General features: G+C 54.7%; 17 protein-coding genes. 8 read left to right on the top strand and 9 right to left on the bottom strand.

Annotation, left to right across the window (positions count from 1 at the left end; genetic code table 11):
* Positions 1-38: 38 nt before the first annotated feature.
* Genes cadA through ACRDCA_RS01560 form a run of 4 tightly spaced genes read left to right on the top strand, consistent with a single transcriptional unit; the run spans position 39 to position 5407 of the window.
* The gene (gene cadA / locus ACRDCA_RS01575; RefSeq protein ID WP_438688016.1) at positions 39-2177 is read left to right on the top strand and encodes a lysine decarboxylase CadA; all 2139 of its coding nucleotides are present in this window, start codon (positions 39-41) and stop codon (positions 2175-2177) included.
* Between the two features lie 59 nt (positions 2178-2236).
* Entirely contained in the window at positions 2237-3697 is a 1461-nt protein-coding gene (gene dtpD, locus ACRDCA_RS01570) for a dipeptide permease DtpD (RefSeq protein WP_438688015.1), read from the top strand.
* Between the two features lie 56 nt (positions 3698-3753).
* Positions 3754-5082 carry a tRNA lysidine(34) synthetase TilS gene (gene tilS, locus ACRDCA_RS01565; protein WP_438688014.1) on the top strand — a complete coding sequence of 443 codons (1329 nt, stop codon included), beginning with the start codon at positions 3754-3756 and terminating at the stop codon, positions 5080-5082.
* A gap of 10 nt (positions 5083-5092) precedes the next feature.
* Complete coding sequence (locus ACRDCA_RS01560; protein WP_438688013.1) at positions 5093-5407, top strand: c-type cytochrome; 315 nt, start codon at positions 5093-5095, stop codon at positions 5405-5407.
* A gap of 51 nt (positions 5408-5458) precedes the next feature.
* Here the strand turns inward: ACRDCA_RS01560 and rof are convergent, their stop codons facing one another.
* Both rof and ACRDCA_RS01550 read right to left on the bottom strand, forming a co-directional pair.
* The gene (rof, locus tag ACRDCA_RS01555) at positions 5459-5716 is read right to left on the bottom strand and encodes a Rho-binding antiterminator (protein ID WP_232785364.1); all 258 of its coding nucleotides are present in this window, start codon (positions 5714-5716) and stop codon (positions 5459-5461) included.
* The gene (locus ACRDCA_RS01550; RefSeq protein WP_071998240.1) at positions 5709-5909 is read right to left on the bottom strand and encodes a YaeP family protein; all 201 of its coding nucleotides are present in this window, start codon (positions 5907-5909) and stop codon (positions 5709-5711) included. The genes rof and ACRDCA_RS01550 overlap by 8 nt, the downstream gene beginning before the upstream one ends.
* 214 nt (positions 5910-6123) lie before the next feature.
* Between ACRDCA_RS01550 and ACRDCA_RS01545 the strand changes: the two genes are divergently transcribed.
* Genes ACRDCA_RS01545 through nlpE form a run of 3 tightly spaced genes read left to right on the top strand, consistent with a single transcriptional unit; the run spans position 6124 to position 7816 of the window.
* Entirely contained in the window at positions 6124-6672 is a 549-nt protein-coding gene (locus ACRDCA_RS01545; RefSeq protein WP_025120901.1) for a YaeQ family protein, read from the top strand.
* Between the two features lie 3 nt (positions 6673-6675).
* Entirely contained in the window at positions 6676-7089 is a 414-nt protein-coding gene (arfB, locus tag ACRDCA_RS01540) for an alternative ribosome rescue aminoacyl-tRNA hydrolase ArfB (RefSeq protein WP_438688012.1), read from the top strand.
* Between the two features lie 40 nt (positions 7090-7129).
* Positions 7130-7816: an envelope stress response activation lipoprotein NlpE gene (nlpE, locus tag ACRDCA_RS01535; RefSeq protein WP_438688011.1), complete on the top strand. Its 687-nt coding sequence runs from the start codon at positions 7130-7132 to the stop codon at positions 7814-7816.
* Positions 7817-8010: 194 nt separating this feature from the next.
* Here nlpE and ACRDCA_RS01530 read toward each other — a convergent pair whose 3' ends face one another.
* The 7 genes from ACRDCA_RS01530 to metN form a co-directional block, all read right to left on the bottom strand.
* Complete coding sequence (locus tag ACRDCA_RS01530) at positions 8011-8871, bottom strand: YaeF family permuted papain-like enzyme (RefSeq protein WP_438688010.1); 861 nt, start codon at positions 8869-8871, stop codon at positions 8011-8013.
* A 65-nt stretch (positions 8872-8936) separates the two neighbouring features.
* On the bottom strand, positions 8937-10655 hold the full coding sequence (gene proS / locus ACRDCA_RS01525) for a proline--tRNA ligase (protein WP_438688009.1): 1719 nt from the start codon (positions 10653-10655) through the stop codon (positions 8937-8939).
* A gap of 120 nt (positions 10656-10775) precedes the next feature.
* The gene (gene tsaA, locus ACRDCA_RS01520; RefSeq protein WP_438688008.1) at positions 10776-11483 is read right to left on the bottom strand and encodes a tRNA (N6-threonylcarbamoyladenosine(37)-N6)-methyltransferase TrmO; all 708 of its coding nucleotides are present in this window, start codon (positions 11481-11483) and stop codon (positions 10776-10778) included.
* On the bottom strand, positions 11480-11884 hold the full coding sequence (gene rcsF, locus ACRDCA_RS01515; RefSeq protein WP_438688007.1) for an Rcs stress response system protein RcsF: 405 nt from the start codon (positions 11882-11884) through the stop codon (positions 11480-11482). Before rcsF ends, tsaA begins: the two co-directional genes overlap by 4 nt.
* A gap of 117 nt (positions 11885-12001) precedes the next feature.
* Positions 12002-12817: a MetQ/NlpA family lipoprotein gene (locus ACRDCA_RS01510; protein WP_438688006.1), complete on the bottom strand. Its 816-nt coding sequence runs from the start codon at positions 12815-12817 to the stop codon at positions 12002-12004.
* A 98-nt stretch (positions 12818-12915) separates the two neighbouring features.
* Positions 12916-13569, bottom strand: coding sequence for a methionine ABC transporter permease MetI (locus tag ACRDCA_RS01505; protein ID WP_021179942.1), 654 nt, complete (start codon positions 13567-13569; stop codon positions 12916-12918).
* Positions 13562-14593, bottom strand: a complete 1032-nt coding sequence (gene metN, locus ACRDCA_RS01500) for a methionine ABC transporter ATP-binding protein MetN (RefSeq protein WP_438688005.1) — start codon at positions 14591-14593, stop codon at positions 13562-13564. The genes ACRDCA_RS01505 and metN overlap by 8 nt, the downstream gene beginning before the upstream one ends.
* 186 nt (positions 14594-14779) lie before the next feature.
* Here metN and gmhB point away from each other — a divergent pair, with 186 nt between their 5' ends.
* The gene (gmhB, locus tag ACRDCA_RS01495; protein WP_438688004.1) at positions 14780-15343 is read left to right on the top strand and encodes a D-glycero-beta-D-manno-heptose 1,7-bisphosphate 7-phosphatase; all 564 of its coding nucleotides are present in this window, start codon (positions 14780-14782) and stop codon (positions 15341-15343) included.
* The last annotated feature ends 365 nt before the right edge of the window (positions 15344-15708 follow it).

Here is a 15708-nt window from a genome sequence, read left to right as displayed (position 1 = left end):
GCGACGGGAAGGGGCCCGCTTTGCCTGGAGAAATGATTATGAACGTTATTGCCATCATGAATCACATGGGTGTCTACTTCAAAGAAGAGCCGATCCGTGAACTGCATCAGGCGCTGGAAAGCCTCGATTTCCGTATCGTCTATCCTAATGACCGTGAAGACTTGTTAAAGCTGATCGAAAACAATGCCCGCCTGTGCGGCGTGATTTTCGACTGGGACAAATATAACCTTGAGCTGTGCGAAGAGATCAGCCAGCTCAATGAATATATGCCGCTGTATGCTTTCGCCAACACCTACTCGACGCTCGATGTCAGCCTCAACGATCTGCGCATGCAGGTGCGCTTCTTCGAATACGCGCTGGGTGCGGCAAAAGATATCGCCGCCAAGATCAAACAAAACACCGACGAATATATCGATGCCATCCTGCCGCCGCTGACCAAGGCGCTGTTCAAGTACGTGCGTGAAGGCAAATATACCTTCTGTACCCCAGGCCATATGGGCGGCACCGCCTTCCAGAAAAGCCCGGTTGGCAGCCTGTTTTACGACTTCTTCGGCCCTAATACCATGAAGTCTGATATCTCCATTTCGGTGTCTGAGTTGGGCTCGCTGCTTGATCACTCCGGCCCGCACAAAGAGGCCGAAGAGTATATCTCCCGCGTGTTCAATGCCGAACGTAGCTACATGGTGACCAACGGCACTTCCACCGCCAACAAGATTGTCGGGATGTATGCCGCTCCGGCAGGCAGCACCGTGCTGATCGACCGTAACTGCCACAAGTCATTGACCCATCTGATGATGATGAGTGACATTACGCCGATCTACTTCCGGCCAACCCGTAACGCCTACGGTATCCTCGGCGGTATCCCGCAGAGTGAGTTCAGCCGTGCCACCATCGCCAAACGCGTAAAAGAGACGCCGAATGCGAGCTGGCCAGCCCACGCGGTGATCACCAACTCCACCTACGACGGCCTGCTGTACAACACCGATTTCATTAAAGAGACCCTGGACGTCAAATCGATCCACTTCGATTCCGCCTGGGTGCCTTACACCAACTTCCATCCGATTTACCAAGGCAAGTGCGGCATGAGCGGTGGCCGGGTTGAAGGCAAGGTGATTTATGAAACCCAGTCGACCCACAAACTGCTGGCGGCGTTCTCCCAGGCCTCGATGATCCACGTCAAGGGTGACATTAACGAAGAGACCTTTAACGAAGCCTACATGATGCACACTACCACCTCGCCGCATTACGGCATTGTGGCGTCCACCGAAACCGCTGCGGCGATGATGAAGGGCAACGCCGGTAAGCGCATGATTAACGGCTCTATTGAGCGTGCTATCAAGTTCCGCAAGGAAATCAAACGGCTGAAAGTGGAGTCCGAAGGCTGGTTCTTTGACGTTTGGCAGCCGGAGCATATTGATGAGCCTGAATGCTGGCCGCTGCGCTCTGACAGCGCCTGGCACGGTTTCAAAAATATCGATAACGAACACATGTACCTCGATCCGATCAAGGTGACCATTCTCACTCCGGGGATGAGCAAGGAAGGCGAGATGCAGCCGTTCGGCATCCCGGCCAGTCTGGTCGCCAAATACCTGGACGAGCATGGCATCATCGTGGAGAAAACCGGCCCGTATAACCTGCTGTTCCTGTTCAGCATCGGGATCGATAAAACCAAAGCGCTGAGCCTGCTGCGTGCGCTGACCGATTTCAAACGTTCGTTCGACCTGAACCTGCGGGTGAAAAACATGCTGCCATCGCTGTATCAGGAAGCTCCTGAGTTCTATGAAAACATGCGTATTCAGGAACTGGCGCAGAACATCCATCGCCTGGTCGAGCACCACAACCTGCCGGATCTGATGTACCGCGCCTTTGAAGTGCTGCCAACCATGGTGATGAACCCTTACCATGCTTTCCAGAAAGAGCTGCACGGTGAGGTTGAGGAAGTCTATCTGGAGGAGATGGTCGGTAAGGTCAATGCCAATATGATCCTGCCTTATCCTCCAGGCGTGCCGCTGGTGATGCCGGGTGAAATGCTGACCGAAGAAAGCCGCCCTGTGTTGGAGTTCCTGCAAATGCTGTGCGAAATCGGCGCGCATTATCCGGGCTTTGAAACCGATATTCACGGGGCCTACCGCCAACCGGATGGCCGCTACACGGTGAAAGTATTAAAAGCTGAATAATGGCATCACAGGGGAAGGCATCAACGCTTTCCCCTTTGTTATTCTGATGGGAGAACACCATGCAAACACCCTCACAACTGCGCGCGATCTACTATGTCGTCGCGATCCAGATCTGGGAGTACTTTAGTTTTTACGGCATGCGCGCGTTACTGATCCTCTATTTAACCCACCAGTTAGGCTACTCCGATAGCCACGCCATCACTCTGTTCAGCGCTTACGCATCCCTGGTTTATGTCACCCCGATACTCGGCGGCTTGCTGGCCGATCGCCTGTTGGGCAATCGTGTCGCGGTGATTGCCGGCGCGGCGTTGATGACCCTGGGCCATATCGTGCTGGGTTTGGGGGCCGTGTCCGCCAACTCTCTCTATCTGGCCCTGGGGATTATCATCTGCGGCTATGGCCTGTTTAAATCCAATATCAGCTGCTTGCTGGGGGAGTTGTATCAGCCGCAGGATCCCCGCCGTGAAGGCGGATTCTCCCTACTGTATGCCGCAGGGAATGTGGGTTCCATCCTGGCCCCGATTGCCTGTGGGTTGGCTGCTGAACGGTTTGGCTGGCACGTTGGTTTTGCGTTGGCGGGGATCGGCATGTTTGCCGGGCTGATGATTTTCCTGTCAGGGAGCAAGCATTTTCGCCATACGCGCGGGGTCAATATCCCGCTGTTCCAGGCCAAAACCTTACGCCTGCCGCATTGGTTCTGGCTGGTGGCCGGGATCCTGTGCGCACCGCTGTTTTTCGCGCTGCTGTTTATTCACGATTGGGCCGGGTATTTGCTTGGCGTGGTATGCGCCGCCGCGGTAGCGATCGTGATGGGGATCCTTTGGCGGGTGAGTGGCGAACAACGGCGTGGGCTGTGGCAAATCATCATTTTGATGCTGTTGGGCACGCTGTTTTGGGCCTTTGCCCAGCAGGGGGGCAGTTCGATCAGCCTGTTTATCGATCACTTTGTCGATCGGCAATGGTTCTCCTGGTCGGTACCAACGGCGCTGTTCCAGTCGGTTAACGCCTTTGCGGTGATGTTGGGCGGCGTGATGCTGGCCTGGTTAGTCCGTGGCAGCCGGGGAGGTGCCCAGACCGTGCGTATCTGGTGCAAGTTCGCCTTTGGCCTGTTCCTGATTGCCGTGGGCTTTATGCTGATGGCATTAAACGCGCGCTGGGGGCAACTGCATGGTCAGGCATCGATGGGGATGATGGTGGCCGGGCTGGCGGTAATGGGCTTTGCCGAGCTGTTTATCGATCCGGTGGCGATGGCCCAAATTACCCGCCTGGACATCCCTGGTGCGACCGGCGTGTTAACCGGCATTTATATGCTGGCGACCGGGTCGGTGGCCAACTACCTTGCGGGGTTGATTGCCAACCAGACGACAGAAAGCCAGCTCGGCGGGGCGATGATCGAGGCTTACGGCAAGGTTTTCACCCAGATTGGCTGGGGGGCAGCAGGTTGCGCTGCCTTGGTTCTGGTGGCTCTGGCGCTATGGTGGGGCATGACCCGGCGCAATGATAGCGCGGTTAATGCTTGATTGATGGCGGTGGGCTGGTTAACGTGCAGCTATGTAGATGTCATTAAGCCCAATAGATGAAGATCCATCACCTCCTGACAACGATTGCCGACCATCTCGGGGCTGAGCGCCAACTGTTGCTGGCATTCAGCGGCGGCCTGGACTCCAGCGTACTGCTGCATCTGTTGGTTCAGTTACGCCAACAACAGCCGGATATCGCCCTGCGAGCGGTGCATGTTCACCATGGCCTGAGCCGTTTTGCCGATAGCTGGGTAGCACACTGCCAGCGGCAATGTGCACGTTGGCAGGTGCCGCTGGTGGTGCAACATGTGCAGCTAGAAGGGCGGCCTGGGGGGATCGAGGCGGCGGCACGTTCGGCGCGTTATGCCGCCTTCGCTGAAACCTTGGCCGCCGGTGAAGCCTTGTTAACGGCACAACATCTTGACGATCAATGTGAAACCTTCCTGCTGGCCCTAAAACGTGGCAGCGGCCCTGCGGGGCTTTCCGCCATGGCTGCGCAAACCCGGTTGGGCGACAACCCGTTGCTACGCCCGCTGTTGTCGATCTCGCGCCAGCAACTGGAAGCCTACGCACAACAGCACCAACTGCAATGGATCGATGACGACAGCAATCAAGACTCGCGCTTCGATCGTAATTTCCTGCGCCTGAACGTCCTGCCGCTACTGAATCAACGTTGGCCGCATTTCGCGCCAGCCACTGCGCGTAGCGCTGAATTATGTGCTGAGCAGGAGCAACTGCTGGATGAGCTGCTGGCCGAGCAGTTGGCCCAGCTGTTGGATCGGCAGAATTCACTCGCTATCGCCGAATTGGCTACCTGTTCCGCGGCCAGGCGCTATGCTTTGCTGCGGCGTTGGATTGCGCTGTTTGGCGTCACCATGCCTGCGCGCGATGGCCTGCACCGGCTTTGGCAGGAGGTTGCGCTCAGCCGGGAAGACGCCGAACCGCAGCTGCAACTCGGTGATTACCAGATCCGCCGTTTTCGCCAGCGCTTATACCTGCTACCGTTGATGGCCGATCTGAGCGGCAAGCAATTGCCTTGGTCTGATGAGGCTTCACTGGCGTTACCCGACGAGCTAGGTACGCTGTATGTAGGGGACGAAGGTGGGTTTCTGGTGCGGGCACCGCTGGCGCATGAGTCGGTCAGCATACGCTTTACCGCCAAGGGCAGGGTGCGGATTGTTGGTCGTGCCGGTTCACGCCCGATCAAGAAACTGTGGCAAGAGTTGGCTATTCCACCGTGGCAGCGTGAACGTACCCCGCTGCTCTACTATGATGAGCAGTTAATCGCCGCCGTTGGCGTATTTATTACCGAAGAAGGGCAGGCGTCTGCGGGGCAACCGGTTTGGCGGCTTGGCTGGAAAAAAAACAATAACAATCTGCTGTGAGGAACAGGCAATGAAATTGGTGAGCGTAATGGTGGTGATGGCCGGTGTGCTGAGCTTTTCCGCAGTGGCGGCGGGCGATGCGGCGGCAGGCAAGGATAAATCGGCTAGCTGTATGGCCTGTCACGGGACGGCAGGTAAGGTTTCGGTGCCGATGTACCCGAACCTGGCCGGGCAGAATGAAATGTATCTGGAGCACTCTTTGCAGGCTTACAAGAAAGGGGAGCGCTCCGGCGGGCAGGCCGAAGTGATGAAGGCCTATGTCTCGGGCCTGTCGGATGCGGATATTGCCGATCTGGCGGCGTATTACGCCAGCCTGAAACCTTAAATGACGAGGGCAGCCCTTGGGCTGCCCTGTGGAGATGGCGTTACCGCGAAATCAGTCCGACAGACTGACGACCACGGTACCGATTTCCGGATGACTGAAACTGAGGATGTGATCCAGACGCAAGCTGAGAAGGTTACCGGCCTGTTCGACAAGCAGATACTCGACGCCCTTGGTAAATTTCAGTTCGGTGGCCTTGCCTTCGAATTTTTCTCCGTCGCGTAACTCTAGCTTCAGTATATAGTTATGCTGACAGGCGAGTTCCAGGCTTTCATAGTCATCGCAATTGATGGATTGGTACTCATCATTCATCAACATGGTCGCTCACCAATAAGTTAGCGGCGGCAAAGGCCGCCTGTTCCCTAACGGAGGACGGAAGATCGCTATTCGCGGCAACTTCGTCCAATGCCTTCAAGACACATGCTAGTGCATCAGGCACGTAGCCTAGATCTCCACTGCCGATCTGAGCGTAAAAACGTCGTACTAACTCACAGTATTGTTGCACAATGGCCTCCCTTTAGGATCTCTGCATTATCGCCACGCAGGCTGCAATAAGGCACAGACACTCGGGGTTAAATCCTATCTAAAGGACTATAGCACAGGTGTCAGGGAGTTATTAGCTCCTCTTTATGGGCATTAGTCCACTCCTGATGCTCCCCGCGCTGGCTGCGGACTGCCCTGATCAAGTACAATGCGGCCTGTTAATAATGAGGTTACCCATGGCGCTGAAAGCTACAATATATAAAGCCACGCTCAATATCGCTGATATGGATCGTCACTTTTACTTTGATACCACACTCACTCTGGCCCAGCATCCTTCAGAAACCGAACAGCGCATGATGCTGCGCCTGCTGGCCTGGATCTGCCATGCCGATGAACGCCTGGTGTTTACCAAAGGCCTGAGTGCGGAAGACGAGCCGGAAATCTGGCGGCGTAACGACCATAACGGGCTGGAGATGTGGATTGAGCTGGGGTTGCCGGATGAGAAGCGGATCAAGAAAGCCTGCAATCAGTCGCCTCGGGTGGTGCTTTACGCCTATGGCGATCGCGCCGGGCATGTCTGGTGGCAGTCTATGCAGAGCAAGGTCGCCAACCACAAGAATCTGAGCATTCGTTTTCTCGATGATGAGCAACTGTCCCGTGTGACCGCGTTAGCCAGCCGCAATATGACGCTCCAGGCCACGTTGCAGGAAGGCACTATTTGGCTATCAGACCTTCAGAATAGTCTGGAAATTCAATTTGCCGAATGGCAGCAGGCGCAGGTGTAACCGGTGCTGGAACTGTCAAGAAACGTAGCCATACCGGACAACGAAATAGAATTAACGGCTATCCGCGCCCAGGGGGCGGGTGGGCAGCACGTGAATAAAACCTCAACGGCGATCCATTTGCGCTTTGACATCCGGGCGTCCAGCCTGCCAGAGTATTATAAAGAGCGGATACTGGGGCTGAATCATCACTTAATCACGGCCGATGGGGTGGTGATTATCAAAGCGCAGGAATATCGCAGTCAGGAATTGAATCGTGAAGCGGCACTGGCCCGGCTGGTGGCGCTGATCCAACAGGCGATGGTGGTCGAAAAGACGCGCAGGGCCACCAAACCGAGTAAAGGCGCCAAATTACGCCGTCTTGAAGGCAAGGTGCGTAAAGGTGCCACCAAGGCGCTGCGCGGCAAGGTTTTACCTTAAGCGGCGTCGTGGTATCAACGGATGACGACAGGAGAATAACTTGAAGCAAATAACCATTGCCCTGTTTTTAGCGGCAGGAGCCTTATCATTGCTGGGATGTAACAACCAATACCAGCCAAAAGAACAACCGCTTCAGCCGATGCAACAGAGCTATCAGGGATTATTGCCTTGTGCCGATTGCAGCGGGCTGGACACTACACTGTTCCTCGATCAAGACGGCACCTTTATCTTGCAGGAAACCTATCGCGGCTCAAGAGAGGGTGACAGCACCTTTGCCAGCTACGGTAAATGGGCGCGCACGGCGGACAAGCTGGTGCTGACCGAAAGCAACGGTGAAAAACGCTATTTCCACCCGGAAGGCAAGCAATTGAGAATGCTGGATCGCAGCGGAGCACCGATCGTGTCCAAGCTGAATTATGTGCTTTCGCCGGTGACGAAATCATTGCCGACAACGCCGATGCCGTTGACCGGGCTGTATACCTATATGGCTGATGCGGCGGTATTCCAGGATTGTGCCACCGGCAAAACCTTCCCGGTCGCGAATAATATTGCGCTGGAGCAGGGCTATCTGAAGGCGCAACGTGCGCCAGGTGAACCGGTATTCCTGATGCTGAACGGGCATTTCAGCGTGCAACCTTCGATGGAAGAAGGGCAGATGGAAAAAGCGCTGATCCCGGAGCCGGGTGGCAAGATTGCTTTTGACAATAACAAGAGCTGCGCTGACTGATCAATCTTCCCCTCACCCCAACCCTCTCCCACAGGGAGAGGGAGCTGTCCGGAGCCGCATTCAGGTGCGGAGTTAATCTGTGACAGGGTAGTTGTTGAAGGCGAACCGTCACCTAACCCCCACAGGGTGAGGGAGCGGTTGTGTTGCGCCAGTGGGGGGCAGGAAGAAGAAAGGCAGGATATTACGCAAAGAAATCAGCGAACTCGATCGGTCCCCTCTCCCTTTGGGAGAGGGCTAGGGTGAGGGGCCTGATTCTTGGCTAACGCCCGCGAACGCAAATAAATCCCCGGCTTGATATGGCCAACGTAGACCAGCGCCCGGCTTGGTGCCATCGTGGCAAGATCTCCTTCCCGCATATGCAGCAGATCGCCTGGGCTAACCCAGCCTGGGGCGGCCATTGTCAGCGGATGCCCGGCGTTTTCAAACGCGGCAATCACAAACTCCGAACAGAAATAGGACGACTCAGCGCCGGTTGGCGTTCTGAGCTGGGCGGCGGCCAAACCTTGGACACATTGCTGGCGAAAATCGGCAGAGAAGGGGTTCAGCGAACACAGCTGTTTGGTCATCATAAAGGGCACCATCTCGGCAATGCCCATGTAGTTATAGCGGCTGCCGGCCTTTTGGCTGGCAAATTGGCGGATCTGGCTCGCTTGCTCCGGCGTCAGATCGGGAATGCGCAAAGCAAACATCTTGTCGCTATGGGTCAGCGCTTCTTTCAGGCTGATAATCTGCACGCCTTCTCCCACCGCTTCGGCAACCTGGCCCTCGCCAATATATACGGCCACGTGGCTGACCGACGAAGTGCTCAAGATACGGATCCCGAGTGATTTCAAACCGAGGGTAGAGGAGAACAGCAGATCGCCGGGTTGCAGGTCGGCTTGATTGATATCGCGCAGGGTTTTACCGGGGGCTGAGCTTAGTGATTGAAACTGCACGTTGACGGGATTAATCGGGTTTTTTTCACGATCTGACAAGCCTACGTCCATGGTGCAACCGGTCAACAACACCGAAAACAGGGCAAGCAGGCGGGTAGCCGAGGGGCTGCACAGTGGCATAAGTTAATCCTTTAACAACAACGTCCATGAACAAAGCCCCCCGTCTGGGGGGCCTTGGCTATCTATCAGCGTTTGATCTGAGCCAGCAGGAAATCAATGATTTCGCCGGTTTTGATCATCTGCTTGTCGCCGCTACGGCGGTTTTTGTACTCAATCTCTTCGCTGTCGAGGTTACGATCGCCGATCACGACGGAGTGAGGTACGCCAATCAGTTCCATATCGGCAAACATCACGCCTGGGCGCTCTTTACGATCGTCCAGGATCACATCGATGCCGTGTGAACGCAGCGTATCGTACAGTTCCTCAGCCAGTGCCTGCACGCGGAATGACTTGTGCATGTTCATTGGCAGAATGGCAACCTGGAACGGGGCAATCGCATCTGGCCAGATAATGCCACGGTCATCGTGATTCTGTTCGATGGCAGCTGCCACCACACGCGTCACGCCGATACCGTAGCAACCCATGGTCAGCACCTGGTTACGGCCATCTTCACCCTGTACGGTCGCTTTCATCGCTTCCGAGTATTTGGTACCCAGTTGGAAGATGTGGCCGACTTCGATACCGCGTTTGATCAGCAGCGTGCCTTTACCGTCTGGGCTAGCATCGCCTTCCACCACGTTACGGATATCGGCGCTCTGCGGCAGCGGCAGATCGCGCTCCCAGTTGATACCAAAGTAGTGTTTACCATCGATGTTGGCACCGGCGCCGAAGTCGCTCATGGCGGCCACGCTGCGATCGACAACCACTGGAATTGGCAGGTTGACCGGGCCCAGAGAGCCTGGGCCTGCGCCGACGATGGCACGGATTTCTTCTTCCGTGGCGAAAGTCAGTGGAGCCGCGACCTGTGGCAGTTTCTCGGCCTTGATTTCATTCAGTTCGTGATCGCCACGCACCAGCAGGGCAACCAGCTTGTGGCCACTCTCTTCACGGGCGTGAACCATCAGGGTTTTCACCGTTTTCTCTACCGGCAGCTGGAATTGCTCAACCAGCTCGGCGATGGTTTTGGCGTTAGGCGTGTCGATGATGCGCAGTTCTTCCGTTGCCGCAGCGCGTGGCTGAGCAGGGGCAACCGCTTCGGCCAGCTCGATATTGGCGGCATAGTCGGAACCGGTTGAGAACACGATATCGTCTTCCCCGCTTTGCGCCAGCACCTGGAACTCATGTGAAGCACTGCCACCGATGGAACCGGTATCGGCCAGCACCGGACGGAAATCCAGCCCCATACGGTTGAAGATCTTGCTGTAGGCTTCGTACATGGCGTCGTAGGTTGCTTGCAAAGATTCCTGGGTAGTATGGAAGGAATAGGCATCCTTCATCAGGAATTCACGCGAACGCATCACGCCAAAACGTGGGCGAACCTCGTCACGGAACTTGGTCTGGATCTGGAAGAAATTCAGCGGCAGCTGCTTGTAGGAGCTGATTTCATTGCGGATCAGATCGGTGATCACTTCTTCATGCGTTGGGCCCAGTACAAACGGGCGATCGCCGCGATCGACAAAGCGCAGCAATTCCGGGCCGTACTGCTCCCAACGGCCACTTTCCAGCCAGAGGTCTGCGGGTTGGACAACCGGCATGGAAACTTCGATCGCGTTAGCATTGTTCATTTCTTCGCGAACGATGTTTTCAACCTTCTTCAGAACGCGCAGGCCGGTTGGCAACCAGGTATAAAGACCGGAGGCCAGCTTGCGGATCATCCCGGCGCGCAGCATCAGCTGGTGGCTGATCACTTCGGCATCGGCAGGTGTCTCCTTCAGTGTGGAGAGCAGATATTGGCTAGTACGCATGGTGTTTGGTTCCGTTAGAACTGCAAATTGCATCGGGCTGCCAGGAGCGGCAGCCAAAATTTTCAAAAGTGGCTTAGTTTACCAGCGCAGGCCGGTTGTCAAAAGAGAGCGGGCGGAATTTTAACGGGCGTCGAGCGACAACACTTCGGTTTGACTATCAACGATCCGCCAGCGCACGTTGAACTCCAACAACCATACCGCATATTCGCGCCCGTTGGCTTCTTCTTTTCGATAAGCGGGGCGAGGATCTTGCGCCAGCACCTGAGTGATAAAACGGCGTAAATTGGGGTAGTGCCGCAAATGTTGCTGCAGCTGTTGTTCCGCCTGGGGCGAGAAATACACGGGCATATCACCGGCCGGTGCCGCCTGAGCAAATCCGGCTCGTGCTTCAGGATGGCTTTCCGCAAACGGCAGATAGGGCTTGATATCGACGACGGGTGTCCCATCTACCAAATCCAGGCTGCCCAATTCCAGCACCACTTCCCCGCCATGGGTACGTATGCCTTTCAGTTCGATCAGCGACATACCCAAGGGATTAGGGCGAAAAGTCGAGCGGGTAGCGAACACACCCATACGCGCATTGCCCCCCAGACGAGGAGGCCGCACCGTAGGACGCCAGCCGCCTTCCATGGTTTGATGAAAGATAAACATCACCCACAGATGGCTGAACTCGCAGAGGCCACGTACCGCTTCGGCCTGATTGTAAGGCGGCAACAGCAGCAGTTCTCCGCCGCCGTCTTCCACTAGCCCAGGCTGACGGGGAACCGCGAACTTCTCTTTATAAGGAGAGCGGATGGTGCCGATCTGCTCGAAAACAAATTCGGTCATTTGGCAGAAACGTTAAGCGCAGAGCCCTGGCAGATGGCCTGCTGATAACAACCGGCGACGCCGCTGACAATCTGGCAGTCATGCAGCAGCACCGCATTGGCCTTCATGTAGGAAGCTCGGGTCTGCATACGCTTACGGGCCGTAGCCAGATTAGGTGGTGAGTCCTGTACCGTGGTCTGGCAGGATTCACCAGAAACCTCACCTAAGTCGCGGAAAGGTTTACCGACTAACTCTTCGGCACTCTTGTACAGTTTTACCGGGGCCGGACGGGCTGCCGGAGTGGTTTTGACCGGTGCGGGAGCGGCCTTGGTCGTAGTACTGTTTGTGGTGGATGGGGCTGTGTGCAGCGTAGAGCATCCAGTCAGCGCAAGTGCTAACAAACAGAGAGGTAAAACACGCATTGAGATCCCCTGCCTTTTTATAATAAAAGTGGCGCTATTGAAGCAATCTCTGGCACAAATAACAAGACGGGCCGTAGCCCGTCTTGCAATTATCGGAATAAAAAGACTTAACAACGATTACCAGCCTTTGACTGCGCCACCGTTAAAGATCTTGTTGGCCGCTTCGTTAACTTCGTCAGACTGATAAGCCTGCACGAATTTCTTCACGTTTTCCGCGTCTTTGTTATCTTCACGGGCAACCATGATGTTGACGTAAGGTGAGTCTTTGTCTTCAACAAACAGACCGTCTTTGGCCGGAGTCAAGTTAATCTGGCTGGCATAGGTGGTGTTGATGATGGCCAGCGCGATTTGCTGATCGTCCAGAGAACGTGGCAGCTGTGGCGCTTCCAGCTCAACCAGCTTCAGGTTTTTCGGGTTCTCGGTCACGTCCAGCACGGTCGGCAGCAGGCCAACACCGTCTTTCAGTTTGATCAGACCCTGTTTTTCCAGCAGCAACAGTGAACGGCCCAGGTTGGTTGGATCGTTAGGCAGTGCTACCTGTGAACCTTCTTGCAGCTCATCAATGGATTTGATCTTTTTGGAGTAACCGGCGATCGGATACACGAAGGTGTTACCGACTGAAACCAGTTTATAACCACGATCCTTGATCTGCTGATCCAGATAAGGCTTGTGCTGGAAGGCGTTGACATCGATATCGCCCTTGCTCAAGGCTTCGTTTGGCAACACGTAGTCGTTGAAGGTGACCAGCTCAACGTCCAGGCCATACTTATCTTTGGCCACTTTTTGTGCTACTTCAGCTACTTGCTGTTCAGCACCGACAATAACGCCCACTTTGATATGGTTTGGATCTTTTTCATCCTGGCCGCAACCGGCCAGAGCCAGAGTACCGATCAGTGCGCCGATGGTTGCGATGGATTTAAATTTTAACGACATATCCCTTCCTCAATTAGACTCGCATAAGAAATACGCTTTACTCTTTATCCCGCCAGGTACAGCCAAGCTATCGAGTAGATATCAGCGCGTTGGTACAACTATTTGTGGGTAACGGCCTTCACGATACGGTCGCCACCAAACTGGATCAGATACACCAGCACCACCAGTAATATTAATACCGTATTCATCACGGTCGCGTTATAACCAATATAACCATACTGATAACCAATTTGACCTAAGCCACCGGCACCGACGGCACCCCCCATGGCAGAATAGCCCACCAGGGTGATCAGCGTGATGGTGGCGGCATTCACCAAACCAGGCAGTGCTTCAGGCAACAGCACTTTGGTGATGATTTGCATTGGGGTCGCGCCCATGGCACGCGCGGCTTCAACCAAACCAGATGGGATCTCCAGCAGGGCGTTTTCTACCATGCGAGCGATAAACGGGGCGGCACCTACGGTGAGTGGCACGATGGCCGCCTGCAAACCGATGGAGGTGCCCACGATCATCCGGGTGAACGGGATCATCCACACCAGCAAGATAATGAAGGGAATGGAACGGAAAATATTCACCAACCCAGACAACACCTTATAGACGGTATTGTTGGCAATGATTTGCCCTGGGCGGGTCACATATAACAGCACGCCAACCGGTAAGCCGAGGACAAAGCCAAAGAAGCCGGAGACAAAGGTCATCGTAACGGTTTCCCACACGCCACGCGCCATTAACCACATCATTGCCTCAGACATAACCCAGAACCTCTACTTTTACCTGATTTTCTTGTAGGAACTTAATCGTTGCCTGTGCGTCTTCATCGGTGCCGTGCAGCTCAGCCAGCATCACGCCAAACTTCACACCACCGGCGTAATCCATCTGAGCGCTGATAATATTGTTGTTCACGTTAAAGCGGCGAGCCGCTTCTGACAGTAAAGGTGCATCGACCGAGCGGCCGGTGAATTCCAGGCGCAACAGCGGTTGGCGACCACCGGTACGATCAGGCACCAGACGCGCGGCATAGTCATCCGGGATATCCAGATGCAGCGTGGCCTGGATAAACTGCTGTGCCAGCGGCGTCTTGGGATGTGAGAACACTTCACTGACGCTGTCTTTCTCAATCAACTGGCCTTGGCTGATCACCGCAACCTGATCGCAGATACGCTTCACCACGTCCATTTCATGGGTGATCAACAGAATGGTCAGCCCCAGACGGCGGTTGATGTCTTTCAGCAGTTCGAGAATAGAACGGGTAGTGGCTGGGTCCAGCGCACTGGTCGCTTCGTCACACAGCAGAACCTTAGGATTGCTGGCCAATGCACGTGCGATAGCGACACGCTGCTTTTGGCCGCCAGACAAGTTGGCCGGATAGGCATCGTGCTTGTCCGACAGACCAACCAGCTCCAGCAGCTCAACGACGCGTTTTTTGATTTCCGCCCGTGGGGTGCTGTCTAGTTCCAACGGCAGGGCAACGTTGCCGAAGACCGTGCGTGAAGAAAGCAGGTTGAAGTGTTGGAAGATCATGCCAATCTGACGGCGTGCGCGCGTCAGCTCACCTTCAGACAGTGAGGTCAGATCCTGGCCATCAACCAGAACGGTACCTGACGTTGGGCGCTCCAGCATATTGGCGCAGCGGATCAGCGTACTCTTACCGGCGCCTGAGGCCCCGATAACGCCATAAATCTGTCCGGCAGGAACGTGAAGAGTCACGTCAGAAAGTGCGCTGATGGATCGCGACCCCTGCTGGAACACTTTGGTGATGTTGGAAAGTTTAATCATATTCTTCTTATTTTTAGCTTGGTTGCCGTGGCGTAATAAACAGAAACCTTGGCTGCAGCCAAGGTCAGGATCAGATGTTAAGGCGTCTAGACGTCTAAGTCAACGTTAACGCTGTTCTTCGTCATTCTCAGTCTCGGCGAAAACATGCGATACTGTGGCGGTTTTCAGGCTTTCAGGAGCATACCGGTGACACAACGCGTTCCAGCAATTTTCTTAGATCGTGACGGCACGATTAATATCGATCATGGCTACGTCCATGAAATAGATGATTTCCAGTTTATCGATGGCGTGATTGACGCCTGCCGTGAACTGAAAAAAATGGGCTTCGCGCTGGTGCTGGTCACCAACCAGTCCGGTATCGCCCGTGGTAAGTTTAGCGAAGACCAGTTTATGCGTCTGACCGAATGGATGGACTGGTCGATGGCCGACCGTGAGGTCGATCTGGACGGCATCTATTTCTGCCCACATCATCCTGAGGCAGTAATAGAAGAGTATCGTCAGGTTTGTGATTGCCGCAAACCGCAGCCGGGCATGTTGTTGCAGGCGCAGAAAGAACTGAATATCGATTTGGCGGCTTCTTATATGGTTGGCGACAAAATTGAGGATATGCAGGCAGCTGCGGCGGCAGGCGTTGGCACTAAAGTCTTGGTGCGCACCGGCAAGCCAGTCACTGAAGAAGGTGAGAAAGCGGCGGATTGGGTGCTAAACAGCCTGCAGGAGCTGCCAGCAGCGATTAAAAAGCGGGTTTAAGCAGCATTGTGCATGAATAGTGAGCTGTCAGAAGAAAAGTGCATATTAACCCTTGTCATTCTGAACCAGCTCCCTATAATGCGCCTCCATCGACACGGAACATGTGAACAACTTCACAGAGTCTCCGGGGTCGCAGAGAAAAAAACCTGAAATTAAGGTTGACTCTGAAACAGGAAAGCGTAGTATACGCCTCCTCGAGTTAGCAAGCGAAAGCACGCAACTCACTGCTCTTTAACAATTTATCAGACAATCTGTGTGGGCACTCACAAGACGATATCCAGCTACTTCGGTAGCAAAAAAATATCAAGTCTTGAAGAGTGACCAAGCAGTAATTCATGCGAATGAATTATTATGAAAGTTAATTT

Origin of the sequence: Serratia sp. (in: enterobacteria) (genome assembly GCF_051654945.1) — a bacterium.
Classification (GTDB): Bacteria; Pseudomonadota; Gammaproteobacteria; order Enterobacterales; family Enterobacteriaceae; genus Chania.
The sequence above is the reverse complement of the archived record's forward strand: the minus strand, read 5'-3'. Positions and strand labels throughout refer to the sequence as shown.

Coding starts and splice junctions, on each gene's coding strand:
- cadA (WP_438688016.1), top strand. CDS start 39: ATGAACGTTATTGCCATCATGAATCACATGGGTGTCTACTTCAAAGAA.
- dtpD (WP_438688015.1), top strand. CDS start 2,237: ATGCAAACACCCTCACAACTGCGCGCGATCTACTATGTCGTCGCGATC.
- tilS (WP_438688014.1), top strand. CDS start 3,754: ATGAAGATCCATCACCTCCTGACAACGATTGCCGACCATCTCGGGGCT.
- ACRDCA_RS01560 (WP_438688013.1), top strand. CDS start 5,093: ATGAAATTGGTGAGCGTAATGGTGGTGATGGCCGGTGTGCTGAGCTTT.
- rof (WP_232785364.1), bottom strand. CDS start 5,716: ATGAATGATGAGTACCAATCCATCAATTGCGATGACTATGAAAGCCTG.
- ACRDCA_RS01545 (WP_025120901.1), top strand. CDS start 6,124: ATGGCGCTGAAAGCTACAATATATAAAGCCACGCTCAATATCGCTGAT.
- ACRDCA_RS01530 (WP_438688010.1), bottom strand. CDS start 8,871: ATGCCACTGTGCAGCCCCTCGGCTACCCGCCTGCTTGCCCTGTTTTCG.
- proS (WP_438688009.1), bottom strand. CDS start 10,655: ATGCGTACTAGCCAATATCTGCTCTCCACACTGAAGGAGACACCTGCC.
- tsaA (WP_438688008.1), bottom strand. CDS start 11,483: ATGACCGAATTTGTTTTCGAGCAGATCGGCACCATCCGCTCTCCTTAT.
- rcsF (WP_438688007.1), bottom strand. CDS start 11,884: ATGCGTGTTTTACCTCTCTGTTTGTTAGCACTTGCGCTGACTGGATGC.
- ACRDCA_RS01510 (WP_438688006.1), bottom strand. CDS start 12,817: ATGTCGTTAAAATTTAAATCCATCGCAACCATCGGCGCACTGATCGGT.
- ACRDCA_RS01505 (WP_021179942.1), bottom strand. CDS start 13,569: ATGTCTGAGGCAATGATGTGGTTAATGGCGCGTGGCGTGTGGGAAACC.
- metN (WP_438688005.1), bottom strand. CDS start 14,593: ATGATTAAACTTTCCAACATCACCAAAGTGTTCCAGCAGGGGTCGCGA.